The 23,238-nt window shown below is 66.8% G+C and carries 23 protein-coding genes; 9 read left to right on the top strand and 14 right to left on the bottom strand.

Annotation, left to right across the window (positions count from 1 at the left end):
- Positions 1-101 precede the first annotated feature (101 nt).
- The gene (locus tag U0042_RS06985; protein WP_114811966.1) at positions 102-782 is read left to right on the top strand and encodes a TetR/AcrR family transcriptional regulator; all 681 of its coding nucleotides are present in this window, start codon (positions 102-104) and stop codon (positions 780-782) included.
- Between the two features lie 58 nt (positions 783-840).
- Here the strand turns inward: U0042_RS06985 and U0042_RS06980 are convergent, their stop codons facing one another.
- The 3 genes from U0042_RS06980 to aroQ all read right to left on the bottom strand — a co-directional run bounded on the left by U0042_RS06980 (position 841) and on the right by aroQ (position 3,615).
- Positions 841-2,181, bottom strand: a complete 1,341-nt coding sequence (locus U0042_RS06980) for an MFS transporter (protein ID WP_114811964.1) — start codon at positions 2,179-2,181, stop codon at positions 841-843.
- A gap of 127 nt (positions 2,182-2,308) precedes the next feature.
- Positions 2,309-3,163: a shikimate dehydrogenase gene (locus U0042_RS06975; RefSeq protein WP_114811963.1), complete on the bottom strand. Its 855-nt coding sequence runs from the start codon at positions 3,161-3,163 to the stop codon at positions 2,309-2,311.
- Positions 3,160-3,615, bottom strand: coding sequence for a type II 3-dehydroquinate dehydratase (gene aroQ / locus U0042_RS06970; RefSeq protein ID WP_114811961.1), 456 nt, complete (start codon positions 3,613-3,615; stop codon positions 3,160-3,162). The genes U0042_RS06975 and aroQ overlap by 4 nt, the downstream gene beginning before the upstream one ends.
- Before the next feature lie 346 nt (positions 3,616-3,961).
- Between aroQ and U0042_RS06965 the strand changes: the two genes are divergently transcribed.
- The 4 genes from U0042_RS06965 (at position 3,962) to U0042_RS06950 (ending at position 8,225) form a co-directional block, all read left to right on the top strand.
- Positions 3,962-5,890: a bifunctional sugar phosphate isomerase/epimerase/4-hydroxyphenylpyruvate dioxygenase family protein gene (locus tag U0042_RS06965; protein WP_114812029.1), complete on the top strand. Its 1,929-nt coding sequence runs from the start codon at positions 3,962-3,964 to the stop codon at positions 5,888-5,890.
- A 184-nt stretch (positions 5,891-6,074) separates the two neighbouring features.
- A complete protein-coding gene (locus U0042_RS06960; protein ID WP_232833437.1) occupies positions 6,075-7,271 on the top strand; it encodes a porin in 1,197 nt (398 codons plus the stop codon).
- A gap of 188 nt (positions 7,272-7,459) precedes the next feature.
- Positions 7,460-7,792, top strand: a complete 333-nt coding sequence (locus tag U0042_RS06955; protein ID WP_114811957.1) for a hypothetical protein — start codon at positions 7,460-7,462, stop codon at positions 7,790-7,792.
- Positions 7,793-7,946: 154 nt separating this feature from the next.
- A complete protein-coding gene (locus tag U0042_RS06950; protein WP_114811955.1) occupies positions 7,947-8,225 on the top strand; it encodes a hypothetical protein in 279 nt (92 codons plus the stop codon).
- Positions 8,226-8,249: 24 nt separating this feature from the next.
- Here U0042_RS06950 and U0042_RS06945 read toward each other — a convergent pair whose 3' ends face one another.
- The 6 genes from U0042_RS06945 to U0042_RS06920 form a co-directional block, all read right to left on the bottom strand.
- The gene (locus tag U0042_RS06945; protein ID WP_114811953.1) at positions 8,250-8,609 is read right to left on the bottom strand and encodes a hypothetical protein; all 360 of its coding nucleotides are present in this window, start codon (positions 8,607-8,609) and stop codon (positions 8,250-8,252) included.
- Between the two features lie 75 nt (positions 8,610-8,684).
- The gene (locus U0042_RS06940) at positions 8,685-9,491 is read right to left on the bottom strand and encodes an AraC family transcriptional regulator (protein WP_114812027.1); all 807 of its coding nucleotides are present in this window, start codon (positions 9,489-9,491) and stop codon (positions 8,685-8,687) included.
- Between the two features lie 141 nt (positions 9,492-9,632).
- Entirely contained in the window at positions 9,633-10,931 is a 1,299-nt protein-coding gene (locus tag U0042_RS06935) for an NAD(P)/FAD-dependent oxidoreductase (RefSeq protein ID WP_114811951.1), read from the bottom strand.
- Entirely contained in the window at positions 10,928-11,224 is a 297-nt protein-coding gene (locus U0042_RS06930; RefSeq protein ID WP_114811949.1) for a 2Fe-2S iron-sulfur cluster-binding protein, read from the bottom strand. Before U0042_RS06930 ends, U0042_RS06935 begins: the two co-directional genes overlap by 4 nt.
- Positions 11,217-12,356, bottom strand: a complete 1,140-nt coding sequence (locus U0042_RS06925; RefSeq protein WP_114811948.1) for an NAD(P)/FAD-dependent oxidoreductase — start codon at positions 12,354-12,356, stop codon at positions 11,217-11,219. The genes U0042_RS06930 and U0042_RS06925 overlap by 8 nt, the downstream gene beginning before the upstream one ends.
- Positions 12,353-13,321 carry a 4-hydroxyproline epimerase gene (locus U0042_RS06920; RefSeq protein ID WP_114812025.1) on the bottom strand — a complete coding sequence of 323 codons (969 nt, stop codon included), beginning with the start codon at positions 13,319-13,321 and terminating at the stop codon, positions 12,353-12,355. The genes U0042_RS06925 and U0042_RS06920 overlap by 4 nt, the downstream gene beginning before the upstream one ends.
- Before the next feature lie 211 nt (positions 13,322-13,532).
- On the opposite strand from U0042_RS06920, the gene U0042_RS06915 reads away from it, so the two are divergent.
- The 3 genes from U0042_RS06915 to U0042_RS06905 all read left to right on the top strand — a co-directional run bounded on the left by U0042_RS06915 (position 13,533) and on the right by U0042_RS06905 (position 17,730).
- Positions 13,533-14,438 (top strand): dihydrodipicolinate synthase family protein, encoded by a 906-nt coding sequence (locus U0042_RS06915; RefSeq protein ID WP_114811946.1) that lies wholly within the window; start codon positions 13,533-13,535, stop codon positions 14,436-14,438.
- A gap of 328 nt (positions 14,439-14,766) precedes the next feature.
- On the top strand, positions 14,767-16,068 hold the full coding sequence (locus U0042_RS06910; protein WP_114812023.1) for an MFS transporter: 1,302 nt from the start codon (positions 14,767-14,769) through the stop codon (positions 16,066-16,068).
- 120 nt (positions 16,069-16,188) lie between these two features.
- The gene (locus tag U0042_RS06905) at positions 16,189-17,730 is read left to right on the top strand and encodes an MFS transporter (RefSeq protein WP_114811944.1); all 1,542 of its coding nucleotides are present in this window, start codon (positions 16,189-16,191) and stop codon (positions 17,728-17,730) included.
- Between the two features lie 67 nt (positions 17,731-17,797).
- Here the strand turns inward: U0042_RS06905 and U0042_RS06900 are convergent, their stop codons facing one another.
- Positions 17,798-18,067, bottom strand: a complete 270-nt coding sequence (locus U0042_RS06900) for a hypothetical protein (RefSeq protein ID WP_114811942.1) — start codon at positions 18,065-18,067, stop codon at positions 17,798-17,800.
- 26 nt (positions 18,068-18,093) lie between these two features.
- Positions 18,094-18,525, bottom strand: a complete 432-nt coding sequence (locus U0042_RS06895; protein ID WP_114811940.1) for a DoxX family protein — start codon at positions 18,523-18,525, stop codon at positions 18,094-18,096.
- Positions 18,526-18,820: 295 nt separating this feature from the next.
- Between U0042_RS06895 and U0042_RS06890 the strand changes: the two genes are divergently transcribed.
- A complete protein-coding gene (locus tag U0042_RS06890) occupies positions 18,821-19,543 on the top strand; it encodes a DeoR/GlpR family DNA-binding transcription regulator (protein ID WP_114811937.1) in 723 nt (240 codons plus the stop codon).
- Between the two features lie 56 nt (positions 19,544-19,599).
- On the opposite strand, the gene U0042_RS06885 is transcribed toward U0042_RS06890, so the two are convergent.
- Genes U0042_RS06885 through U0042_RS06875 form a run of 3 tightly spaced genes read right to left on the bottom strand, consistent with a single transcriptional unit; the run spans position 19,600 to position 23,192 of the window.
- Entirely contained in the window at positions 19,600-20,619 is a 1,020-nt protein-coding gene (locus U0042_RS06885; protein WP_419150498.1) for an ABC transporter permease, read from the bottom strand.
- Positions 20,620-20,656: 37 nt separating this feature from the next.
- Complete coding sequence (locus U0042_RS06880; RefSeq protein ID WP_114811933.1) at positions 20,657-22,189, bottom strand: sugar ABC transporter ATP-binding protein; 1,533 nt, start codon at positions 22,187-22,189, stop codon at positions 20,657-20,659.
- A 1-nt stretch (position 22,190) separates the two neighbouring features.
- The gene (locus tag U0042_RS06875; protein WP_114811931.1) at positions 22,191-23,192 is read right to left on the bottom strand and encodes an autoinducer 2 ABC transporter substrate-binding protein; all 1,002 of its coding nucleotides are present in this window, start codon (positions 23,190-23,192) and stop codon (positions 22,191-22,193) included.
- Between the last annotated feature and the right edge of the window lie 46 nt (positions 23,193-23,238).

Below are 23,238 nucleotides of genomic sequence, written 5' to 3'. Positions count from 1 at the left end.
GCCGGCAAGCCGCAAAACACCGGCCTGCGACCGCGCAAATGCTTGCCGGACGGCGTTTTTCACCATGCTAGAATGCCCCGTCCATGCCCGTGAAACGCACAATGAAAAAGGCAAGCAGGGTCGCCGCGCCCGAAACCGACGGCACGCCGTCCGAAGCCCGCCGCAAGTACGATCCTGAACAGACGAAGCGCAACATCCTCGAGGTCGCCACCCAGGAGTTTTCGTCGATGGGCCTCTCCGGCGCTCGCGTGGACGCCATTGCGGAGCGCACGAACACCACCAAGCGCATGCTCTACTACTACTTCGGCAGCAAGGAAGGGTTGTACGAGGCGGTGCTGGAAAAGGTGTACGGCGACATCCGCACGCTGGAGCAGGACCTGCCCATCAGCGAACTGGATCCCACCGAAGGGCTGCGCAAGCTCGTGGAATTCACCTTCGACTATCACGACCGGCACCGCGACTTCGTGCGGCTCGTGTCCATCGAAAACATTCACGGCGCGAAATACATCGAACAGTTGAAGTCGTTCAAGAGCCGCAACGCGAGCGTCATTCGTACCATCGAAGACCTGCTTGCGCGCGGCGTGGCGGCGGGCCAGTTCCGTCCCGACATCGACGCCATCGACCTGCATCTGCTCATCAGTTCGCTCTGCTTTCACCGCGTGGCGAACCGCTATACGTTCGGCAGCGCGTTCGGTCGCGATCCGTCGCATCCACGGCTACGCGCGCGGCATCGCGAGATGATCGCCGATGCCGTGCTGCGGTTCGTGCGCAAGGAAGCCTGACCACAAATAAACAGGGGCCCGTTCGGGCCCCTGCTCTTTACCGCGCGTCCGTTCGAATTCAGTCGAGCACGATGCGCTTGATGTCCCCCACCACGAAGATATAAGACAGCGCGCCGATCAACGCGATCACGCCGATGAACGCGAGCGCGCCGACGAACGACCCCGTGGCCGACACGATGAAGCCCACCGCGAGCGGCGTGATGATGCCGGCGAGGTTCGCGGCAAAGTTGAAGATGCCGCCCGTCACGCCGAGCAGGCCGTCCGGCGCGATGTCGGACACGAGCGTCCAGCCGAGCGCCGCCATCCCCTGCGCGAAGAACGCCACCGAGAGAATCACGATCACCGTCACGTTGCTCTGGACGTAGTTGGCCAGCACGATGGTGGACGCGAGCAGCAGGCCGGCAATGATCGGCAGCTTGCGCGCCACGTTCGCCGACTTGCCCCGACGCAGCAGCCAGTCCGACAACGTGCCGCCGAACATCACGCCGACGGACGCTGCAATGAACGGCATGATCGCGAAGAAGCCGATCTTGAGCCACCCCATGTGACGTTCGGTGGCGAGGTAGGTCGGGAACCACGTGAGGAAGAACACGAGCGTGGAGTTGCCCGCAAACTGGCCGAGACAAATGCCCGTGAGCTGCCGGTGCTTGAGCAGGCGTCCGATGGTGCGCCACTCGAAGCCGCCCTTCTTGCCTTCGCTTGCAGCGCGCGCATTCTGTGCCGCGGCATCGGCCGGCTTGCGATGCGTGAGACCGCCGCCCGCTTCGATGTAATCGAGTTCCGCCTGGTTGGCCGCCGGATGCTCGCGCGGCTCGCGATAGAACAGCCACCAGATGCCGCCGAACACGATGCCCACGCCGCCCACCACGTAGAACAGCGAACGCCAGCCGAAGGCGCCCATCAATGCGAACAGGAACGGACTGAAGAACGCGAGGCCGATGTACTCGCCCACCGTGTACGTGCCCGTCGCCATGGCGCGCTCGCGCTGCGGGAACCACGTCGCGACCACGCGGCTGTTGGTCGGAAAGCACGGCGCTTCCGTCACGCCCAGTCCCAGCCGGCACGCGAACAACGCGCCCACACCGCCCACGAAGCCCTGCAGCAGCGTGAACACCGACCACAGCGTCATCGAAAGGTAATACGTGACGCGGCTGCCGAAGCGGTCCAGAAAGAGGCCGCCCGGAATCTGCGCCGCGACGTAGCTCCACGAGAACGCCGAGAAGATCAGCCCCATCAGCGCAGCGCCGATACCCAGCTCCTTCGTAAGCTGCGGCGCGGCGATGCCGAGCACCGTGCGGTCGAGGTAGTTGATCATCGTGCCGAAGGCGAGCAGCGCCAGAATGCGATAGCGTGCTTTCGAACGCCGCATGGTGCCGACGGACGTGCGGGCGGCGGGCATCAGAGGCTCATCGCCAGTTTGGGTCGATCCGGACATGGTTGTCTCCTGGTGTATTCGAACGATGTTGTTGTAGTGAGCGTGGGTGCGTACCGGTGGGCGCTGCTGAGCGTGAAAGACGGCGGCGTCCTCAGCGGTTCAGCAGCGACTGGAAGTGCCGGTACATCCGCTCGGCGTCGGGCTCGCGGCCCGTGAAGAGGCCGAACGCGTCGACCGCCTGATACACCGCCATGCCGCCGCCCGAGAGCGTGCGGCAGCCGGCCGCCTCGGCGGCCTCGATGAGCGCCGTGCGAATCGGGAAGTAGACGATGTCGGTCACCCACAGCCCGCTGTGCAGCAGATGCGCCGGCAGCGGCAGGCCAGGCAGCTTCGCCATGCCGGTGGGCGTGGCGTGGATCAGACCGTTCGCCTGCGCGAGCGCGTCGCCCAGCACGCCGCCGGCCGTGACGGTGGCCTGCGGAAAGCGCGCCTGCAGGTCGGCGGCGAGCGCGCTGGCGCGTTCCTTGTCGACGTCGAAGAGCGTCAGCGTGCGTGCGCCCATCATCAGCGCGGCATGCGCTACGGCGGCGCCCGCGCCGCCCGCACCGAGCTGCACCACGCGTTCGAGCGACACGTCCGGCAAACCGCGCCGGAACGCGCGCGCGAAGCCGGACCAGTCGGTGTTGTGGCCGATGCGCTTGCCGTCCTTCAGCAGCACGGTGTTCACGGCGCCGAGCGCGCGGGCATCGTCGGAAAGTTCGTGCAGCAGCGGAATGATGGCCTGCTTGCAGGGAAACGTGACGTTCAGGCCGTTGTAGCCGAGACGCTCCGCGCTCGCGAGCAGTTCGGGCAGCGCCGACGCGTCGAGCTTGAGCACGTCGAGGTCGATGCGGCGGTACACGTAATTGAGACCGAGCTGCCGCCCTTCCTCTTCATGCATGGCCGGACTCAGCGACCCTCCGATACCCGCGCCAATCAGGCCGATCAGAAACGACGACGTGCTCATTGCTTGCCTTTGTTCTTCAAAATGGTGGCCATGCGCTCCAGCGCGAAAACGTAGCCGTCGGTTCCGCATCCGCAGATCACGGCTTCGGCGCCGGCCGAAACGAACGAGTGGTGCCGGAACGCCTCGCGGCGATGCACGTTCGAGATGTGCACTTCGATCACGGGCTTCGCGACTGCCGAGAGCGCATCCGCAATGGCCACCGACGTGTGCGTGTACGCGGCCGGGTTGATCACGATGCCCTGCACGGCCGAGCGCGTTTCGTGCAGCCAGTCGATCAGTTGATGCTCGGCGTTCGACTGGCGAAAGTCCACGGCAAGACCCAGGCGCTCGCCCGCTTCGCGGCAGCGGCGCGCGACGTCCTCGAGCGTTTCCGCTCCATAGATATGCGGCTCGCGCGTGCCGAGCAGATTCAGGTTCGGCCCGTTGAGGACCAGTACCGACGCAAAACTCATCAAGACCCCTCTATGTCAGGAAGGCGCCGGAAAGCGCGGCGGCGATGCACACGCTTCTCCAGCCTGACGCGCAGTGTGCGCCGGAATGCCGCAGGTGTCTTTGGGGGTTTTCGATAATTTGTACGATCTAGTTAGTTTGGATAAACTCCGCCTCGAATCCATTGCAATAGCCTTTTCCGCGCAGCAATGGTGTACCAGACAGATACAAATGGAACGTTCGATGGTGCGGCGCAACGGTGCGTGCGCTCATCGCACGGTGCCGCTGGAGCAGGTGCGGATCTCAGACCGTCTGCATCCATTTCGTCCCAACTTTTCGTCCCTCTCCGTGTGCCCGCAGGAGCCTTGCATGCAGCGTTCGATTGCCACCGTCTCCATGAGCGGCACGCTCATCGAAAAACTGACCGCCATTCAGGCGGCCGGCTTCGACGGCATCGAAATCTTCGAGAACGATCTGCTCTACTTCGACGGCTCGCCCGCCGACGTGCGTCGCATCGCCGCCGACCTCGGGCTCGAGATCACGCTGTTCCAGCCGTTTCGCGACTTCGAGGGCGTGAGCGGCGAGCGGCTTGCGCGCAACCTCGAACGCGCGAAGCGCAAGTTCGATCTGATGCACGAGCTGGGCACGAACCGCATCCTCGTGTGCAGCAGCGCTTCGCCGGACACGATTCGCGACGATGCGCTCATTGCCGACCAGCTCGGCGCGCTCGCGCTCGCCGCGCAGCAGGCCGGCGTGTATGCGGGCTACGAGGCGCTGGCGTGGGGCCGGCACGTGAATTCGTATCGCCACGCGTGGCGGCTCGTGGATGCGGTGAATCATCCGAACCTCGGGCTCGTGCTCGACAGCTTTCATACGCTCGCCATCGGCGACAGCGTGGACGAGATCGCTGCGATCCCCGGCGAGCGCATCGCGTTCGTGCAGATTGCGGACGCGCCGAAGCTCGCCATGGACGTGCTCGAATGGAGCCGCCATTACCGCTGCTTCCCGGGCCAGGGCGACTTCGATCTGGCGGGCTTTACCGCGCGCGTGGTGGAGGCCGGCTACACGGGGCCGCTGTCGCTCGAAATTTTCAACGACGGTTTTCGCGCGGCGCCCACCGCCACCACGGCCGCGGACGGCTATCGGTCGCTGCTGTTGCTCGAAGAGCAGACGCGCGGCGCGATGAAGGCCGCACAGGCGGGCGGTGAAGCGCGACACGCCGGCGGCGACGCTGCCGTCGCACTCTTCGAGCCGCCCGCCGCGCCGGCGCACGTCGGCTTCCAGTTCCTCGAATTCGCCGTGGACGACACGGCCCGCGCACATCTGGCCGACTGGCTCGGCAAGCTGGGTTTCCGCCAGACCGGCCGGCATCGTTCGAAAGACGTCGAACTGTTCCAGCACGGCGATGCGTCCATCGTGCTCAACGCCGAAGCTGACTCGTTCGCGAGCGCGTTCTTCCAGCAGCACGGCCTGTCGCTGTGCGCCTCGGCGTTCCGTGTGAACGACGCCAGGCTCGCCTTCCAACGTGCAGCGGGCTTCGGCTACGCGCCGTTCTCCGGACGAGTCGGCCCGAACGAGCGCGTGTTGCCCGCCGTGCAGGCGCCCGACGGCAGCCTCAACTATTTCGTGGACGAAACGCCCGACGAACCCACGCTGTTCGAAGCGGACTTCGTGCTCGCCGACCGCTCGGCGAACGAGGCAGCGCGCGGCCCCATCGCGGGCATCGATCACGTGTGCCTTTCGCTGCCGGCCGCTTCGCTCGATACGTGGGTGTTGTTTCTGCGCACGGCGTTCGGCTTCGAACCCGAGCCGGGCCAGCTCGTGCCGGATCCGTACGGCCTCGTGCGCAGCCGGGCGCTGCGCAGCCGCGACGGCTCGGTGCGCGTGGCGCTCAACGCATCCGTGGATCGCCACACCGCCGTGGCCGAGGCGCTGCATACCTATCGCGGCTCGGGCCTGAACCACGTGGCCTTTCACACGGCGGACATCTTCCGCGCCATCCCGCACTTCGTCGCACGGGGCCTGCCGCTGCTCAAGATTCCGCGCAACTACTACGACGACCTCGCCGCCCGCTACGCGCTGCCCGATCAGACCATCGACGCGTTGTACGAAAACAACATCCTGTACGACCGCGACGCGCAGGGCGGCGAGTTCTTCCACGCCTATACGGAACTGCTGGACCAGCGTTTCTCGCTGGAAATCGTGGAGCGCCGCGGCGGCTACGACGGCTACGGCGCGGCCAACGCCGCGGTTCGCCTTGCGGCCCAGGCGCAGCAGCGCCGCCATGCGGCCCGCTGAACCATGGCGACCCTCGGGAATCAGGGCACACGCGGCTATACAGAGAAAGTAAATCGTTATACCGTAGCTGCCGCAGTATTTAAGGCACGTTTTGTGCCGCAACAGGTAATCGTTTTCCTCTTATAAACGATGAGACAGCACGCCCGTCCGGCGTGCATAACAAAGCCAAGGCTGGAGATAAAAGATGACTTCTCGCGATACCTTCCGTAATGCATTGCTGGGCGCCGGCTTCGCGCTCGCCGCCGGCCCCGTGCTCGCGCAAAGCAGCGTCACGCTCTACGGCGTGGCCGACGACGCGATCACCTACGTCAGCAACCAGAAAGGCCACTCGAACTGGTACCTGCGCCAGGGCAACCTCTACGCCTCGAAGTTCGGCCTCAAGGGCGTGGAAGACCTGGGCGGCGGCACCAGCGCGATCTTTGACCTCCAGGCGGGCTTCGACCTGAATACGGGCGCGGCATCGTCGTCGGGCCTGCTGTTCAACCGCCAGGCGTTCGTGGGTCTGCAGAACAAGGACTACGGCACCTTCACGATGGGCCGCCAGTACACGCCGTACTACCAGTTCGTCGGTCCGCTCGCATCGAGCAACTGGCTCACGGGCGCAACGGGCGCCCACCCGGGCGACTACGACGGCCTCGACACCACCATCCGCGTCAACAACTCGTTCATCTATACGTCGCCGCTGTGGTACGGCGTGCAGGCGAGCGCGATGTACGCGCTGGGCGGTGTGGCGGGCAGCACCGGCAAGGGCCAGACGATCAGCGGCGCGCTGCGTTACGCCAACGGCCCGATCGCCCTCGCGGCCGGCTACCTGCGTATGGACAACGCCTACGTGAACCCGGTTTCCACCACGAACCCGGCGTTCGACTCGTCGTCCACGGCGAGCTTCGCGGTCTCCGCCGTGAACCAGGGCTACGTGACGGCGCACTCGGTCCAGCACATCGCCGCCGCCGGCGACTACACGATCGGCAACCTGATGGTCGGCGTGAACTACTCGAACGTGCGCTACCTGCCGGGCAGCCGCTCGCTCTTCACCGACACGGCGGTGTTCAACTCCTACGGCGCGATCGCCTCGTACCGCTTCACGCCGGCATTCGACATGGCCGCGGCGTTCTCGTACACGATGGCGTCGAAGGCGAACGGCATTTCGAGCGCCGCGCGCTACCAGCAGTACTCACTGAAGGAGGCCTACCACCTCTCGAAGCGCACCACGCTCTACGCCGTGCAGGCGTACCAGCACGCCACGGGCCAGACGCTCGGCTCGAAGGGTGCAGGCAGCATCGTGGACGCGGCGCCTGTGGTGGGCGACTCGCAGAACTCGACGCCGTCGTCCACGCGCTCGCAGTTCGTCGGCATGGCCGGTATCGCGGTGGCGTTCTAACCGCGACGGCCTGGCCTGGACGCGCACACGGAAGGCGCGCTGCCCGCGGGCGGCGCGCCTTTTTTGTTTTTCCAGCGCCGGGCATACCGCTTGCAAAAACTGCTTTAATCGCGACCGATATAATCGGCCGGATCGTTTCAGGCTGCGCAAACCCACGCAAGCCAACGTTCGTCAACGCCAGGAGACACATGAACAAACTCGCCGCCACCCTCTGCGCCCCGATGCTGCTCGCCGCGTGCGCGTCCTTCCAGAGCAATCCCGATGCGGGCGAACCGGTCATCGACACCACCACGCAGCGTTCCGTCGACAGCGTCGTGCAATGTATGACCGTGGAGGCTTCGAAGCATGACAGCAGCGTGAAAACCACCGCGCTGCCGCAAGGCGCGATGCTGGACTTCGGCGACTCGAACGTCGTCAAGGTGCGCAGCGACAACGGCGCCACGACTTACCGGTTCTACGCCGGCAAGCGACACATCAAGAATCTGTGGATCGAGAGCGCGAGCAAGACCTGCGCGCCGTGAAGAAGCGGCCAGAGCGCGGGCGTAACGCGTTGTTACGACTATGGCAGCGGCGGTTGCACTCGCGGGCCGATTCTTAAGAATCGTTTAAGACTTCCTGCGCATGATCCGTCGAAACTCGACCGAACAACCGCGAAGCAACCCGGAAGGTGGACCGATGGACAGGCAAGACACGACTTTGACGAGCGCGCCGCAGCCTGCGGCCCCGGCGAAGCGCACGATTTTGCGCCGCCTGCTCAGTCATCACGAAATCGCCACGTTGCTGCTGTTGCTGCACGCGCCTATCGACGCGTCGGCGAAGCCCGAGATTCCGCTGCTGCAGGAAGCCGGCCTCGTCGAGCAGGTGCAGTCCGAGGCCGGCACGCCGCACATTCGCCTCACGCCTGAGGGCAACGCCATTCTGCGCGGCCTGGGCCTCGACCGTCCTTCGCGGTAATCCGCGCCTCGATAAAGCAGGCAGTCACGCCTGCCACACCGCGTACCCGGCTTCGCGCAAGCCGATTCCCAGTTCCACTTCCATGTCGCGCGCACCGTCGTACGGCAATGGATTGAACACTTCATACAGTTCCGGCATCAGCCGCAAGCCGTAATCGCGCACGAAGCGGTTCGACTGGATACCCGCCTTGTGGCGGTCAAAACGCAGATCGGGATCGAGCCCGGTCATTCCCACATAAACGCAGGGCTTCGCGAACCGGTAGTCGGGATTCGCGCGGCGAAAGCGCGCCTCGTTCCAGACGGTGTCGGCGAGTTCGACCACGTAGACGTAGTAACGGTGGGCTTTCGGTCGAGCCCCGGTACGCGCTTTTCCGCTTGCTGGCATGGCGGGACGATCAGCAGATCAGCAACCGCGGTCGGCCGCAACCATGCACGCTGTTCAACAACGACGGCCGCCCGGTCACGCCTTCGGAGCAGCCGCGGCCGTGCCGTGCAAGAGCGCGCGGTACTCGGTGGGCGTCACGCCCACGGTGGCCTTGAATTGCCGCGTGAATGCGCTGTGGTCGGTGTAGCCGCATAGCGCCGCGACGTCGGTGACCTTGTCGTGCGAGACGAGCAGCGCCGTGGCCGCATCCAGACGCGTCTTCAGCAGCACCTGGCGCGGTGTCAGGTGGAAGACCTTGTGGAAATAGCGCTCCAGCTGCGCCACCGACATATCCGCCATTTCCGCCAGCTGCCTCAGGTTCAGCGGCTGCACATAGTTTTCCTGGATGTACTGCACGACGGTGGCGAGCTTGCTGTAGGCAGGATGACTGCTCTCGTCCGCCCTGAGGTCGCGCGAAATGCCGGCCAGTCCCACCACGGTACCCGTCGAAGGGTCGCGCAGCGGCGCCTTGCAGGTGAGGCACCAGCCCGGCTGCCGCCCCGGATACAGATGCAGTTCCAACTGGTCGATGAGCGTATTGCCGATGCTCACGATGGTCCGGTCCTGCGCGGTGTAGACGCGGCCGAAGCGGCGCGGAAACACATCCTCGGCGGTCTTGCCGAGCAGTGCTTCCTTGTCCTTGTAGCCGCAGCGCGAAGCGAGCGTTCGGTTCACCAGCACGTAGCGCGCCTGCACGTCTTTCACGAAGAACACGACTTCGGGCATCGCGTCGAACACCGGCTCGAGCAACGTGAAATGCGTGAGCATGGCCGTGAGCGTGGCGTCGGCAAAGGCCGACGCATCCGCGGACCCCGCTGCGCCGGGAACCGCGTTCGGCGTCATACCGGCTGCCGCTTGCAGCGCCGGATGGATGATGTCGGCCAGCATGGTCATGTCGGAATTCCGCGCGCCCGGAGCGGGTGAGAACGTGCGCTCGATTATAGGGCGCGGCACCGGCGCAAAAAAATCGGGAGAGGCCCGTGCTCAGGAATCGGCGGCCTCGATCAAGGTGGCGATCTGCGTGGGTTGCAGCGGCGGACGGGGGGCGGCCCTACCCGTGCCTGCGCCCGCTTCTGTGCCCCAGCCGAAATAAGTGCGCGCCGCCGTCGCGCAGATGCGGCCCTGACAGGCGCCCATGCCGCAGCGTGTCTGAAGCTTGGCGTCGCGCCAGTTCGCATGGGCGCGCACGGCGCCGACGGTCACGTCCTCGCAGCGGCACAGCAAGGTGTCGTCGGGCGGCAAGGCGCGCGCCGCTTCGCCCAGCGCGAAGGCCGCATCGACGTTCGCCGCGAAGCGCCGCCATCGCGCGCGGTCGGCAAAGCGGGCGCGGGCAGCGGGCGCGGCGTCCACGGCCGCCAGTCCCGCGATCTCCCCTTCCACCCGGGCGAGTTCCATGCCGCCCACCCCCGTGCATTCGCCGGCCGCAAACACGTTCGCAACAGAAGTCTGCTGCAGGTCATCCACGACGAGCACCAGGCTCGTCCTGTGGGCCGCGACCGTGCATCCCAGCGATTCGCCCAGCAGCACGTTCGGCTCCAGTCCATAGCCGCACGCGACGCGATCGCACGCGAGCGTGACCTCGCGCGCGCCGCGACGAATCGTGACCTGTTCGACGCGTCCCGCTCCCCTCGCCGCATGCACCACACTGCCGGTCCAGTACCGCAGGCCAACGAAACCGCGCGTGAGCGTGGTCGCCTGCGCGAGCTTCGACGGCGTGCGCATCAACCTCAGCGCAAAATGCGCGACCGCCCACGCGCTCGCCTGTTCGACCACGGCCAGCACGTCGGCGCCTGCATCGCGCGCCGTGGCGAGCGCAGCGAGCAGCAGCGGCCCGCTTCCGGCGATCACGAGGCGCTCGCCACGCACCGGCACGCCGCCCTTGATCAGCGCCTGCAAGCCGCCCGCGCCCGTGACGCCCGGCAGCGTCCAGCCCGAAAACGGCAGCAGACGTTCGCGCGCGCCGGTGGCAAGAATCAGGCGGTCGTACGAGATACGCACGCCGCCGTGCTGTTCAGACTCGATCAGCAGTTCCCTTCCCGCGAGCGGCGCGACCACGCGCGACGACTGCCACCACGTGACACGCCCCCCCGGCGCGAGATCGTCCATCAACACACGCAAAGGCTGCTGAGCCGGATGCCACGGTCCCTGGCGCCAGACCTGGCCGCCCGCGCGCGGATTGTCGTCGACGATCGCCACGCGCGCGCCTTGCCCCGCCGCCGCGCGCGCCGCACTCAAGCCTGCCGGCCCCGCGCCGACGACCACCACGTCGTAGCGTTCGCTCATTCCGTCCTCGTCGTCTCGATCCGTTGGCCGTCGCAACACAGCGTCTGGCAGGCAAGCCGATGCGCGCGGCCGTCGATGGTCACGCGGCACTCCTGGCACACGCCCATGCCGCAAAACATCGTGCGTGGCTCGCCGCGAACGGACACGCGCGCGCCTCGTGCGGCGCCTACCGTCGCGGCAATTGCCAGTGCGGCGGCAACCGTGGCGCCCAGCGGCACCGCCACCGTGTGGCCGTCCACCGTCACGCGCACTTCCTGCACTGGCGTGTGGCTCGCGTGCTGGGCGTCACGCATGCTCGACTCCTTGCGCAAAACGCGCGGGCAGGTACGGGTGGGCGGCAATGGGTGGCGGCTCGTCGAGTATCTGGGCCGCCAGCAGGTTTGCCGTAGCGAGCGACGTGGTCACGCCCAGTCCCTCGTGGCCCACCGCAAGCCACACGCCGCGCAGGTCGCGCCCGGCCGGGCCGATCAGCGGCAAGCCGTCGGGCGAGGCGGCGCGAAAGCCCGTCCATGCGCGAATCGCGTTCAAGCCCGGCAGCGACGGCAGATAACGCGACGCGCGCTTGAGCATCTGCGCGAGCACGGGCATATCGACGGCGGGGTCCGTGGTATCGAACTGGCGCGACGAGCCGATCAACAGTTGCCCTGTCGGCCGCGGCTGCACGTTGAACGCCACGGACGTGCCCTGCGCGTGATGCGCGCTCTTGATGTAGCCCAGTTCGAGCAGCTGATGTCGGACCACGCCGGGGTAGCGGTCGGTGATGAGCAGGTGGCCCTTCTTCGGCTGCAGCGGCAGCCAGGGCACGAGACGTTGCGCGGCGAGGCCATTCGCGACGACCACGTGCGCCGCGCCCAACGTCTCTCCCGTGCGCAACACTACGCGCGACGGCTCCAGAGCGATCACCTCGGCGCCCGTATGCAAACGGATGTTCGCGGCTGCCGGCGAATGTCGCAGCAGCCACTCGGCCGCCGCAGGCGCATAGACGATGCTGTCGTGCCCAACACGCAGCCCGCCCGCCATGCCTGGCGCGAGCGCCGGCTCGCAGGCGTACAGCGCGTTTGCGTCCAGCAGTTGCGCCGCCACGTTCTGTGCCGCGAACGCCGTCTGCATGGCGCGGGCCGCGTCGAGTTCTTCGTCGTCGCTTGCGACCCAGAGCGTGCCGCAGCGGGAGAACGCATCGCGCTCGCGCAACCGGGGCGCGAATTCGAGCCACAGTTCGCGCGAATAGCGGGACAGCGCCAGCTCCGCGGGCGAGTCGTTCATCACGACGATATGGCCCATGCCCGCCGCCGTCGCGCCGCCGCCCACGCCATTCGCTTCGAGTACGGCCACGTGCAGGCCGCGCGCCGCCAGCGCGGCGGCACACGCGGCGCCGACAATGCCCGCGCCCACCACGATCACATCGGCTACGTGGTCCCTCGTCATGCCGTGCGAATGCCCCACACGAACGGGTCGCGCTCGTCGAAGCGCAGACGCGACTCCGCCGTCACCCACGCCTCGCCCGTGATGGTCGGTACGACCGTGGGCGTGCCCTCGCCGTTGGGCTCGCCCGGCACCCAGCTCGCTTCGAACACGCTGCCGATGATGCTCTCCTGCCGCCACACGGCGCCCGGCGCGAGCTTGCCGTCCGCGGCGAGGCACGCCACTTTCGCGCTCGTGCCCGTGCCGCACGGCGAGCGGTCGTACGCGTTGCCGGGACACAGCACGAAGCTGCGGCTGTCGATGCCCGCGCGCGAGCCCGGCCCGAACAGTTCGATGTGGTCGATGAACGCGCCATCCGCGCCCGTGATCTGCTGGGCGTCGAGCGCGTCGCGCATGGCTGACGAAAACGCCGTGAGTTCGGCGATATGCCGCGCTTCCAGCGTGCGCCCGGGGTGCGCGACGAGAAAGAACCAGTTACCGCCCCAGCCGATGTCGCCCGTGAAGCGGCCGTAGCCAGGCACGTCCACCGCGACGTCGCGCCGGTAGCGATACGCCGGCACGTTGCGCACCGACACGCTGCCGTTCTCGTTCAACGTTGCGTCCACCACGCCGACCGGCGTTTCGATGCGATGCCGCCCCGGCCCGATGCGCCCCATGTGCGCGAGCGACACGACGAGCCCGATCGTGCCGTGTCCGCACATGCCGAGATAGCCCACGTTGTTGAAGAAGATCACGCCGGCCGAGCATTGCGGGTCGTGCGGCTCGCACAGCAGCGCCCCCACCACGACGTCCGAGCCGCGCGGCTCGTTGACGATGCCGGCGCGCCAGTGGTCGAACTGCGTGCGAAAGGTGTCGAGCCGCTGGGCGAGCGGGCCTGGTCCTGAGGAAACCACGTCGGGACCGCCGGACACGACGAGCCGCGTGGGCTCGCCTCCGGTATGGGAATCGATGATGTCGAGCGTTTTCATGCCCTGATGGTAGGAACGCGCCCGCCGCGCGTCTTGGTGGCGTTGCGCGTGCGGCGTGACGATTTCTGCACAATGCGCCCGTGCGCACAGCGTGCCCTTCGTGTTTGCACAGGCTGTGCGGAAATCGTCATGCGCGATGCGCGAATGACGCAAGACGCCCATCGCGCTGCTGCTTACACTGCAACCCATCGATCACATGAGGAGAGCCGTCGTGGCACATATCTGGCAAGGCGTCATGCCCGCAGTCACCACCAAGTTCAACGCGGATTTCAGCATAGACCGCGCCTGGACGAAGAAGAACATCGAGGCGCAAATCGATGCAGGCGTGGACGGCATCATCGTGTGCGGGTCGCTGGGCGAAGCGTCCACGCTCTCGCTCGACGAGAAGCTCGAAGTGCTCGACATCGCCGTGGATGCCTCGCATGGCCGCGTGCCGGTGCTGCTCACCATCGCGGAAAACAGCACGCTGGACGGCTGCCGCCAGGCCGAAGCGGGCGCGAAGCGCGGCGCCGCGGGCTACATGGTGCTGCCGGGCCTGCGCTATCTCTCGGACCGGCGCGAAACGCTCCACCACTTCCGCATGGTCGCGGACGCGAGCCCGCTGCCGCTCATGGTCTACAACAACCCGCTTGCCTACGGCGTGGACATGACGCCGGAAATGTTCGCCGAGATCGCGGACGAAGCGAAGATCGTCGCCATCAAGGAATCGTGCGGCGACGTGCGACGCGTCACGGATCTCATCAACGTGGTGGGCGACCGTTACGCGATTCTGTGCGGCGTCGACAACCTCGCCATGGAAGCGATACTGATGGGCGCCCACGGCTGGGTGGCGGGTCTGGTGTGCGCATTTCCGCACGAGACGGTGGCAATCTACCGGCTGATCCGCGCGGGGCGTCTCGAGGAGGCGCGCACGCTGTACCGCTGGTTCGCGCCGCTGCTCGCACTCGACGTGTCGGCCAAGCTCGTGCAGAACATCAAGCTCGCGGAAGCCATCGTGGGCCTCGGCACCGAGCCCGTGCGGCCGCCGCGCCTGCCGCTCGCGGGCGCGGAGCGTGAGGCCGTGGAGACGCTGATCCGCCGCGCCATCGAAACGCGTCCGCCGTTGCCGCAGATCTGATGGACGCGCCGGGGGAGCGCCGGCATAGGCGCCGCAGCGCCCCCCGGCGCCGCTTCAAGCGGGCTGCGGCGCCCCGCAACAATGCTTTTCATCAAAGCCCACGGCGGGGCGTCGTTCTTTGCCCCGCCGCCTTGCACCCACGCCCGCCCTCCGAAGCACCCGCTTACATCCTGTAAAATCGCGCGTTGGCCTTCGCCCTGCCGCCCTACCCGGGCGCCCAGAGCGCGCCGCCTCGTGCCCACCCCGCGCCTTTCGGGCTTCAACCCGCCCGAGCACCGCTACACGCCACGCGCAACGCGTGACCTTTCATTCCAACGATTATTCGGCCATGCAAGCAACCGACCTGGGCGTCGCCACGCCCGCCCCTGCCCGCGCACTCACGCGCGCCGACTACAAGACGCTCGGCCTCGCCGCTCTGGGCGGCGCGCTCGAGTTCTACGACTTCATCATCTTCGTGTTCTTCGCGCCCGCCATCGGGCAGTTGTTCTTTCCGCCCGCCATTCCCGACTGGCTGCGCCAGTTGCAGACCTTCGGCATCTTCGCGGCCGGTTATCTGGCGCGGCCGCTGGGCGGCATCGTCATGGCGCACTTCGGCGACCTGCTGGGCCGCAAGCGCATGTTCACGCTCTCCGTGCTGTTGATGTCCCTGCCCACGCTCATGATGGGCCTGCTGCCCACCTACGCCACGATCGGCGTATTGGCGCCCGTGCTGCTGCTCCTCTTTCGCGTGCTGCAAGGCGCGGCCGTGGGCGGCGAGGTGCCGGGCGCGTGGGTGTTCGTCTCGGAGCACGTGCCGTCGCGGCACATCGGCTATGCGTGCGGCACGCTCACGTCGGGCCTGACGGCGGGCATTCTGCTGGGCTCGCTTGTCGCGGCCGCGGTGAACCGCCATTTCGTGCCGGCCGAAATCTCGGCCTACGCATGGCGCCTGCCGTTTCTGCTGGGCGGTGTGTTCGGCCTCTTTTCGGTGTGGCTGCGCCGCTGGCTGCACGAAACGCCGGTGTTCGCGGAGATGAAAGCCCGCAAGACGCTCGCCGCCGAAATCCCGCTGAAGGCCGTGCTGCGCGACCACGGGCGGGCTGTGATCGTCTCGATGCTGCTCACGTGGATGCTGTCGGCCGCCATCGTCGTCGTGATCCTGATGACGCCCACGCTGCTCCAGAAGCAGTTTCACGTGGATGCCGCGACGTCGCTGTTCGCCAACAGCGTCGCCACGCTGTGCCTGACGGCGGGCTGCATCGTGAGCGGCGCGATGGCGGGCCGCATCGGCGCGCGCCCGACGCTGATCGTGGGCGGCCTCGCGCTCGCGGCGCTGTACTACGCGATGTTCCATCAGATCGGCACCGACCCGTCGATGCTCGTGCCGCTCTACGCGGTGACGGGCTTCTTCGTCGGCACGATCGGCGCGGTGCCGTTCGTGATGGTGAAGGCCTTCCCGCCGGTGGTGCGCTTCTCGGGCATCTCGTTTTCGTACAACGTCGCCTACGCGGTGTTCGGCGGACTCACGCCCATCGTGGTGTCGCTGCTGATGAAGTCGGAGCCGATGGCGCCAGCCTTCTATGTGGCCGCGCTCTGCGTGGTGGGCGCCGTCACGGCGCTCTTCATCAAGGACGCGCACACCGCGCGTTGAGCCGCCCCGGTTGAGGCACGGCCCCAGGACGAGGCGCTTTGAGCCGGCAGCGCCCGTCCCGCATCGACACTTCAGGCCGGCGCGAAACATCGCGCCGGCCGTACCGCCTACGATGGGGTCATGAACACGACACCTCATCCCCGCGCGCCCCGCCCTCCATTCACGCCCACGCTCGCGCGCATTGTCGCGACCGTGAGCGTCGGCTTCGTCGTCACGCAGCTCGACGTGACCATCGTGAACATCGCGCTCGCGCGGCTCGGCACCGATTTGCACGCCGACGTCGCCGGTCTGCAATGGGTGGTCGACGCCTACACGCTCGTCTTCGCCGTGCTGATGCTCTCGGCCGGCGTGCTGGGCGACCGCTTCGGCGCGCGGCGCCTGTACGCCGCGGGCATTGCGATCTTCGCGCTTGCCTCGCTCGCCTGCGGGCTCGCCACCAACGCCGCGACGCTCGTGGCGGCGCGGGCGCTGCAAGGCGCCGGCGCGGCGGCCATGCTGCCCAACTCGCTGGCGCTCCTCAACCACGCGTGCGGCCACGAGCGCACACTGCGCGCACGCGCCGTCGGGCTGTGGACGGCGGCGGGCTCCATCTCGATTGCGGCAGGCCCGGTGGTGGGCGGCATGCTGATCGCCGCCTTCGACTGGCGCAGCATCTTCCTCGTCAATCTGCCGATTTGCGCGGCGGGGCTGGTCGCGACGTTCGCCTGGCTGCCTAAGCCGTTGCCCGCGCCGTTATCCAGGCCGTTATCCGCGCCGTTACCCAAGCAGCCGACAGCCCGTCAGATGCTTGCATCGAACCCCGCGGCGGCCACTGTTGCCCGTGGGGTCGATCTGCGCGGCCAGTTGCTCGCCGTCGTCGCATTGACGGCGTTCACGGGCGCCGTCATCGAGTGGCGCCCGCTGGGCTTCGCGCATCCCGCCGTGGCGGGCGGTTTCGTGCTGGCGGTGGTGGCCGCGCTCGCGTTCGTCCGCGTGGAGGCACGCGCCGCGGCGCCCATGCTGCCGATCGCGCTGTTTCGCAACCGCACCTTCAGCGCGGCCGTGCTGTTCGGCGTGTGCGTCAACCTCACCTACTACGGCACGGTGTTCGTGCTGGGCCTGTATCTGCAGCGCGTACGCGGCGACACGGCCTTGCAGGCCGGCCTCGCGTTTCTGCCGCTGACCGGAGGCTTCCTGCTCTCGAACATCGCGAGCGGCTGGGTAGTGGCGCATTACGGCTCGCGTGTGCCGATGATTCTCGGCGCGATGATCGCGTCGCTCGGCTACGGTCTGCTGCATTTCGTGGACGGCGCCACGCCGCTCGCCGCGGTGCTCGTGCCGTTCCTGCTGATTCCGTCCGGCATGGGCCTCGCCGTACCCGCCATGACCACCGCGGTGCTCGCGTCCGTGGAGCCCGCGCGCGCCGGCACCGCCTCTGCGGTGCTCAACACGGCGCGCCAGGCGGGCGGTGCGGCGGGCGTTGCCGCGTTCGGCGCGCTTGCAGGCGGTTCTGAGGCCGCCCACATCGTGAGCGGACTGCACGTGGAAACGGCGGTCTCGGTTGTGCTGCTGATGATCGGCGCGGCACTGGCCTGCGTCGTGCATCCGCGACCCGAGGCGAGCCACGGCGTGGAACCGTGCACGGGCGGCGCGGCAAGCCACAGCGAGCTGAGCAACTCCTGACGTCTGTTCCGGCGCTACCTGAAGCGGTCCTTGAAGCGGTCCCTCAAGCGGCCCCTGAAGCGGCCCCTCAAAGCCGCGCCTCCTGAATCGCGCCGGTCGCGATGGCACGCTCGATCAGCCCGTCGTCCTTCGCCTTGCGAATGGCATCGGCAATGAGCTGTTCCGGGTCTTCCAGTTCCGCCTTCAGCGTGCCGATCACGCCCGACGCATCGAACACGACGAGCGTCTTCGCCGAATCGGCAAGGCTGATGATCACGCGGTTCGGAGGCTCCTGGCCGATGCTTGCGCAGAGCTGCACGAGCTGGCCGCCCATGGTGTAGTCGAAGTTCTGTATCAATGCGCGCTCCTTCGGGAACGGTTCGTTTATCCCGACAGGCCCAAACGCGGCGCGCGCGCTCCATCCACGCTGATGCGCCCCGCGCCTGTCACGAACAGCAGCAGAAAGCCTCCCGCAATCGCCACGTTCTTCCAGAAGTGGATCACCATGTCGCGTTGCAACGCGGCGTCGGTGACGTTCCAGAAGTCGTGCCCGAATATCGCGGTGACGATCGTGTAGACCGCCATCACGAGGCCGAGTGCGCGAATCCTCACGCCCAGCACGAGCGCAAGTCCACCGAGCACTTCCACTGCCACAGCAATCGGCGCGCCTACCTGCACGAACGGCACGCCCTTCGCGTGCAGATAGCCGACGAAACCCGCGTACCCCAGAAGCTTCATCGCGCCGCTCCACAAGAACAGAACGGAGAGCGCCACGCGGGCGATGAAAATCACCAGGGAGTCGAGGGGTCGCGTCATTGAAGGCTCCTGAAAAGGGGAAATAGCAGATGACCTCTTGGGGTCATGTCAGTTCCAGCAGCGTGTGGGGTCAGCATATGTCCGATCGGAAGCCATTTCCAGGTAGATGCGGCGCGACAAGGGAAATCCCCGGAAATGAGCGGGCAGAATCGCCGCGTCAAGGCGCGACGCAGGGAAAACCCACAGGCGCCGCACGCACGTACGCTTGTTATAATCCTTTCACGAATTCGAACGAAACATAACGCACCGCGTGGCGCTGTTCTTTTGCCCGCGCGCACGGTGCGCAAGGATCCCCATGCTCAAGGACGAACGCCTGCGCGTACTCAGCCAGGCGCTGGCGAAACAGAACGTGATGCGGCTGCGCGACGCGGCCGCGCTGCTCGAAGTGTCCGAGATGACCGTGCGGCGCGACGTGGCCGCCAACCCCGAGCGCTTCACGTATCTGGGCGGCTATATCGTGAGCGCCACCGACGTGCCCAACACGCCCGGCTACTCCCTCGACGCCGAGAAAGACCATTTCGCGCAGGCGAAAGCCGAAGCCTCGGCGCATGCGGCGAAGCTCATGGCGAGCAACGAAACCGTATTCGTGGATTGCGGCACCACCCTCACCACGCTCGCGCGCCTCATTCCCGCGGACCTCCAGGTCACGGTGGTCTGCTACTCGCTCAACATCGCCGAGATTTTGCGGCGCAAGCCGAACGTGCGCATGATCCTGCTGGGCGGCGTGTACGTGCCGTCGTCGGACTCGTTCGCGGGCGACGAAAGTCTCGAGATGCTGCGCCGCATGGGCATCAACAAGGCGTTTATTTCAGCGGGCGGCGTGGACGAGGCGCGCGGCGTGACCTGCTGGAATTTCCACGAAGTGGCCATCAAGCAGGCTGCGATGGCGAGCGCCGTGGAACGTCACCTCGTGGTGGATTCGAGCAAGTTCGGCATGGTCAAAGCCGTGCGCTTCTCGCAGCTGGTCGAGTTCGATTCGGTGATTACCGAGAAAGGGCAACAGCCGGTCAAGCGGTAGCGTGCAGTCGCGGCTCGCCGGTCGCTCAACCCACCGTGCGCGAACCGTCCCTCGCTTCAGTTCCCCCGCCGCCACGCGAACAGCACGCCGGCCAGCAGAATGAACGCGCCGATGATCACTTTCTGCCACGTGCTCGGCACGCCCACCAGAATCAGCACGCTGTTGATCAGCGTCACCAGCACCACGCCCAGCAGCGTGCCCATCACGCTGCCCGTGCCGCCCGTGATTCTCGCCCCGCCCAGGATCACGGCGGCGATCACGTCGAGTTCCGAACCCACCAGATCGAACGGATTGGCGAGCCGGTTGTTCGACACGTGCAGGATGCCCGCGATACCGGCCAGCATGCCCGTGTAGCCGAACACGAACAGATGCACCGCGCGCAGGTTGTAGCCGAGGCGCTCCGCAATCGCGAGACTGCCGCCCATCGCATAGACGGCGCGGCCCATCATCGTGCGGTTCAGCAGCCACCATGTGAGCGCCGCGGCCATCACGAGCGCGAGCACCGAGACCGGCAGCACCGCGCGCAGGCCGTCCGCCGTGCGATAGAACACGAGCGGAATACGTCCGAAGTGGTCCATGCTGTGCGGGATGTTCATGAAGAACGTGGTGCCCACGAACGTGAGCAGCAGCCCGCGGTACAGGTACTGCGTGCCGATGGTGACGATCAGCGACGGCGCCTTCAACCGATGCACGAGCAGCCCGTTCACGAGCCCGAGCAGCACGCCGCCCACGGCGCCGCACACGAGAATCAGCACGAACGGCGCGTCGGGCCACCAGGCGAACACGGCCTTCGTGATGGAGTACATGGTGAGCGCCGCGATCGCCGTGAACGACACGTCGATGCCGCCCGAGGCCAGTACCACGAGCGTGCCCAGCGCGAAGAGCGATATCGTGGTGGCCGAGTGCAGCAGGTCGAAGAGCGTAGCGAACTGGAAGAAGCGCGGATTGATTGCGCCCACCACGCCGCACATCACGACGATCAACGCCGCCGTGAACCATTCGGGCTGGCGCGCGAGCACCACGCGCCAACCGTGCTTCACGGCGGGCTGGACGTCATCGGCGGCGGGTGGGGTCATGGTGCGGTTCATCTGCGAGGGAACACTGGGTGGCATGTCAGGCGGCCTCCGACAACAGCGCGTGATACAGGTCCGCTTCCGTCAGCTGGTCGGCACGGTACTCGTTCGCGACGCGCCCTTTCTTCATGAGCAGGATGCGGTCGCAGTTCTGCAGCAGCTCCGGCAGGTCGTCGCTGATCAGGATGATGCCGATGCCGCTCTGCGCGAGCCGCTGCATGATGCGATAGATGATGTCCTTCGAGCCCACGTCCACGCCCACCGTGGGGCCGTGCAGGATCAGCACGCGCGGGTCGATGGCGAGCCACCGGCCGATCAGCACGCGCTGCTGGTTGCCGCCCGAAAGCGACTGCACGGGTTTGTCGATGCCGGGCGTCGCGATCTGCAGGTCGTCCACGGTCTGCCGCGCGAGCGCATCGGCCCGCGCGCGGTCGATCTGCCCGAAGCGGTCGCGCAGGCTCGAGATCATCGCGGTGATCACGTTGTCGCGAATCGGCTTGTCGAGAAAAAGCCCTTCGTTCAGGCGGTCTTCGGGCACGTAGCCGATGCGGTGTTGCTTCGCATCCGACGGCGTGCGCACCGTAATGGACTTGCCGTCCAGCACGATCTGCCCGGACTGTGCCGGCGCCACGCCGGCCAATGCCCGCGCGAGTTCGTTGCGGCCCGAGTCGAGCAGCCCCGTCACGCCAAGGATCTCGCCCGCACGCAGCGAGAACGAAACGTCTGCGAACTGGCCCGCGCGCGTAAGCCCTTTCACGTCGAGCACGCGGTCGCTGCCCACCTCGCCTTCGCGATAGCGTTCGCTCGTGAGGTGGCGGCCCGTCATCAGTTCGCTCAACTGCGCTTTCGTGTACTGCGTAATGGGCCCTTGCGCCATCTTCTGACCGTCGCGCAGCACGATCACTTCGCCGCCGATCGCATAGCACTCGTCGAGCTTGTGGCTCACGAACAGCACCGTCACGCCGTGCGCGCGCAACTGGCCGAGCACGCCGATCAGGTTATCCACTTCCTTTTGCGTGAGCGAGGTGGTGGGCTCGTCCATGATGACGAACTTCGCCTCGCTCGCAATGGCGCGCGCAATCGCCACGAGTTGCCGCGTGGCAAGCGGCAGCTGCTCGACGAGCGTCGCCTGGAACGCGGCGTCGCCGGGCAGCCCCACCGCTTCGAGCGCACGCGCCGCCGTGCGCGCGAGCGCGCGGCGGTCGAACGTACGGGCGAGCCTGCCGTCGTGATCGGCAAGCTCGGACGTGAGCGCCACGTTCTCCGCCACGCTCATGTTGGGCAGGAGCGAGAGATCCTGATAGACCGTTTCGATGCCCGCCGCAAGCGCCTGCAACGCGGTGAGTCGCGCGTGCCGAACGCCCTCGACGATCAGCTCGCCCTCGTCGGGCGGCTGCGCGCCGGAAATGATCTTGATCAGGGTGCTCTTGCCGCACCCGTTTTCGCCGAGCAGGTGATAGATCTCGCCGCGCCGGAAGGCGAGGCTCACACCGCGCAGCGCATGCACGCCGGTGAACCGCTTGTGAATGCCGGCCACCTCGAGAAAGTGCGGCGAAGACGTGGGCGCATTCATGTCAGAACGGGTATTGCTTGTAGTTCGTCTTGTCCACACTGACCCAACCCTGGCCGCGCACGATGATGCCCTTGCCCGGCCCCTTCGAGACCGTCACCTTCGTGTAGCCCGGAATGCCGAGGTCCGCACCGTTCTCCACCGTCTTGCCGTCGATCAGCATCTTCGCGACCTTGTTCATGGCGAGCCCGGCGAGCTTCGGGTCCCAGAAGGCGATGCCGTTGATGGCGCCGCTTTCGAGGAACTTGCCGGCCTCCGTGGGCAGGCCCGTACCGTAGACGCAGATCTTGCCTTGCAGCCCCGCTTCTTCGACGGCGCGGCCAATGCCGATCACGTCGAGCGACGACGAACCCTGGAAGCCCTTCAGGTCCGGATGCTTGCGCAGCACTTCCTTCGCGACCTCGTAGGCGTGCTCGCCGTCGTTGTTGGTTTCGAGCTTCGGCTCCACGAGATCCATCTTCGGATACTTCGCCTTCGCGTTGCCGATGCCGCCGTCCGCCCACTGCACCTGCGAGCGGCTGCCGAGCGACCCGACGAGCACGGCCCACTTGCCTTCGTTGTGCATGCAGGCCGCGAGCCGCTCGTTGAGCGCGGCGCCATACGCGGTGTTGTCGAACGCTTCGATGTCCACCATCGTGTTCTTCTCGTTGTCCGCCTCATGCGTGACGACCTTGATGCCGCGGTCCATCGCCTTCTTGAGCGCGGGTTCGAGCGTAGGCGGGTCGTACGGCACCACAGCGATCGCGCTCACCTTCTTCGCGATCAGGTCTTCGATGATCTTGAGCTGCTGGGCCGCATCGGCGCGACCCGGGCCGGTCTGGTAGGCGGTGACGCCGGGGTTCTCTTTCGCGAACTGCTTCACGCCGTCGTCCATGCGATTGAACCAGTTGATGCCCGTCACCTTCACGACCGTGACGATGGTTTCGTTCGCGGCGTGGGCCGCGGCGATCACGCCCGTGGCGAGCGCGGCTGCCGTCAGCGCGGCGGCGAGTCGAGTGCGTTTCATGCAATGTCTCCTTTATGGTTGGTTGTGGACTGCGAAGATCGGGTCT

The sequence above is a fragment of the Paraburkholderia kururiensis genome, assembly GCF_034424375.1.
Lineage (GTDB): Bacteria > Pseudomonadota > Gammaproteobacteria > Burkholderiales > Burkholderiaceae > Paraburkholderia > Paraburkholderia kururiensis_A.
The sequence above is the reverse complement of the archived record's forward strand: the minus strand, read 5'-3'. Positions and strand labels throughout refer to the sequence as shown.

Excerpts from the sequence above, each read along its gene's own strand:
- U0042_RS06910 (WP_114812023.1), top strand. The coding sequence starts at position 14,767 with ATGCAAGCAACCGACCTGGGCGTCGCCACGCCCGCCCCTGCCCGCGCA.
- U0042_RS06965 (WP_114812029.1), top strand. The coding sequence starts at position 3,962 with ATGCAGCGTTCGATTGCCACCGTCTCCATGAGCGGCACGCTCATCGAA.
- U0042_RS06905 (WP_114811944.1), top strand. The coding sequence starts at position 16,189 with ATGAACACGACACCTCATCCCCGCGCGCCCCGCCCTCCATTCACGCCC.
- U0042_RS06935 (WP_114811951.1), bottom strand. The coding sequence starts at position 10,931 with ATGAGCGAACGCTACGACGTGGTGGTCGTCGGCGCGGGGCCGGCAGGC.
- U0042_RS06980 (WP_114811964.1), bottom strand. The coding sequence starts at position 2,181 with ATGCCCGCCGCCCGCACGTCCGTCGGCACCATGCGGCGTTCGAAAGCA.
- U0042_RS06925 (WP_114811948.1), bottom strand. The coding sequence starts at position 12,356 with ATGACGAGGGACCACGTAGCCGATGTGATCGTGGTGGGCGCGGGCATT.
- U0042_RS06885 (WP_419150498.1), bottom strand. The coding sequence starts at position 20,619 with ATGACCCCACCCGCCGCCGATGACGTCCAGCCCGCCGTGAAGCACGGT.
- U0042_RS06950 (WP_114811955.1), top strand. The coding sequence starts at position 7,947 with ATGGACAGGCAAGACACGACTTTGACGAGCGCGCCGCAGCCTGCGGCC.
- U0042_RS06960 (WP_232833437.1), top strand. The coding sequence starts at position 6,075 with ATGACTTCTCGCGATACCTTCCGTAATGCATTGCTGGGCGCCGGCTTC.
- U0042_RS06880 (WP_114811933.1), bottom strand. The coding sequence starts at position 22,189 with ATGAATGCGCCCACGTCTTCGCCGCACTTTCTCGAGGTGGCCGGCATT.
- U0042_RS06895 (WP_114811940.1), bottom strand. The coding sequence starts at position 18,525 with ATGACGCGACCCCTCGACTCCCTGGTGATTTTCATCGCCCGCGTGGCG.
- U0042_RS06940 (WP_114812027.1), bottom strand. The coding sequence starts at position 9,491 with ATGACGCCGAACGCGGTTCCCGGCGCAGCGGGGTCCGCGGATGCGTCG.
- U0042_RS06955 (WP_114811957.1), top strand. The coding sequence starts at position 7,460 with ATGAACAAACTCGCCGCCACCCTCTGCGCCCCGATGCTGCTCGCCGCG.
- aroQ (WP_114811961.1), bottom strand. The coding sequence starts at position 3,615 with ATGAGTTTTGCGTCGGTACTGGTCCTCAACGGGCCGAACCTGAATCTG.
- U0042_RS06945 (WP_114811953.1), bottom strand. The coding sequence starts at position 8,609 with ATGCCAGCAAGCGGAAAAGCGCGTACCGGGGCTCGACCGAAAGCCCAC.
- U0042_RS06890 (WP_114811937.1), top strand. The coding sequence starts at position 18,821 with ATGCTCAAGGACGAACGCCTGCGCGTACTCAGCCAGGCGCTGGCGAAA.
- U0042_RS06930 (WP_114811949.1), bottom strand. The coding sequence starts at position 11,224 with ATGCGTGACGCCCAGCACGCGAGCCACACGCCAGTGCAGGAAGTGCGC.
- U0042_RS06920 (WP_114812025.1), bottom strand. The coding sequence starts at position 13,321 with ATGAAAACGCTCGACATCATCGATTCCCATACCGGAGGCGAGCCCACG.
- U0042_RS06985 (WP_114811966.1), top strand. The coding sequence starts at position 102 with ATGAAAAAGGCAAGCAGGGTCGCCGCGCCCGAAACCGACGGCACGCCG.
- U0042_RS06875 (WP_114811931.1), bottom strand. The coding sequence starts at position 23,192 with ATGAAACGCACTCGACTCGCCGCCGCGCTGACGGCAGCCGCGCTCGCC.
- U0042_RS06975 (WP_114811963.1), bottom strand. The coding sequence starts at position 3,163 with ATGAGCACGTCGTCGTTTCTGATCGGCCTGATTGGCGCGGGTATCGGA.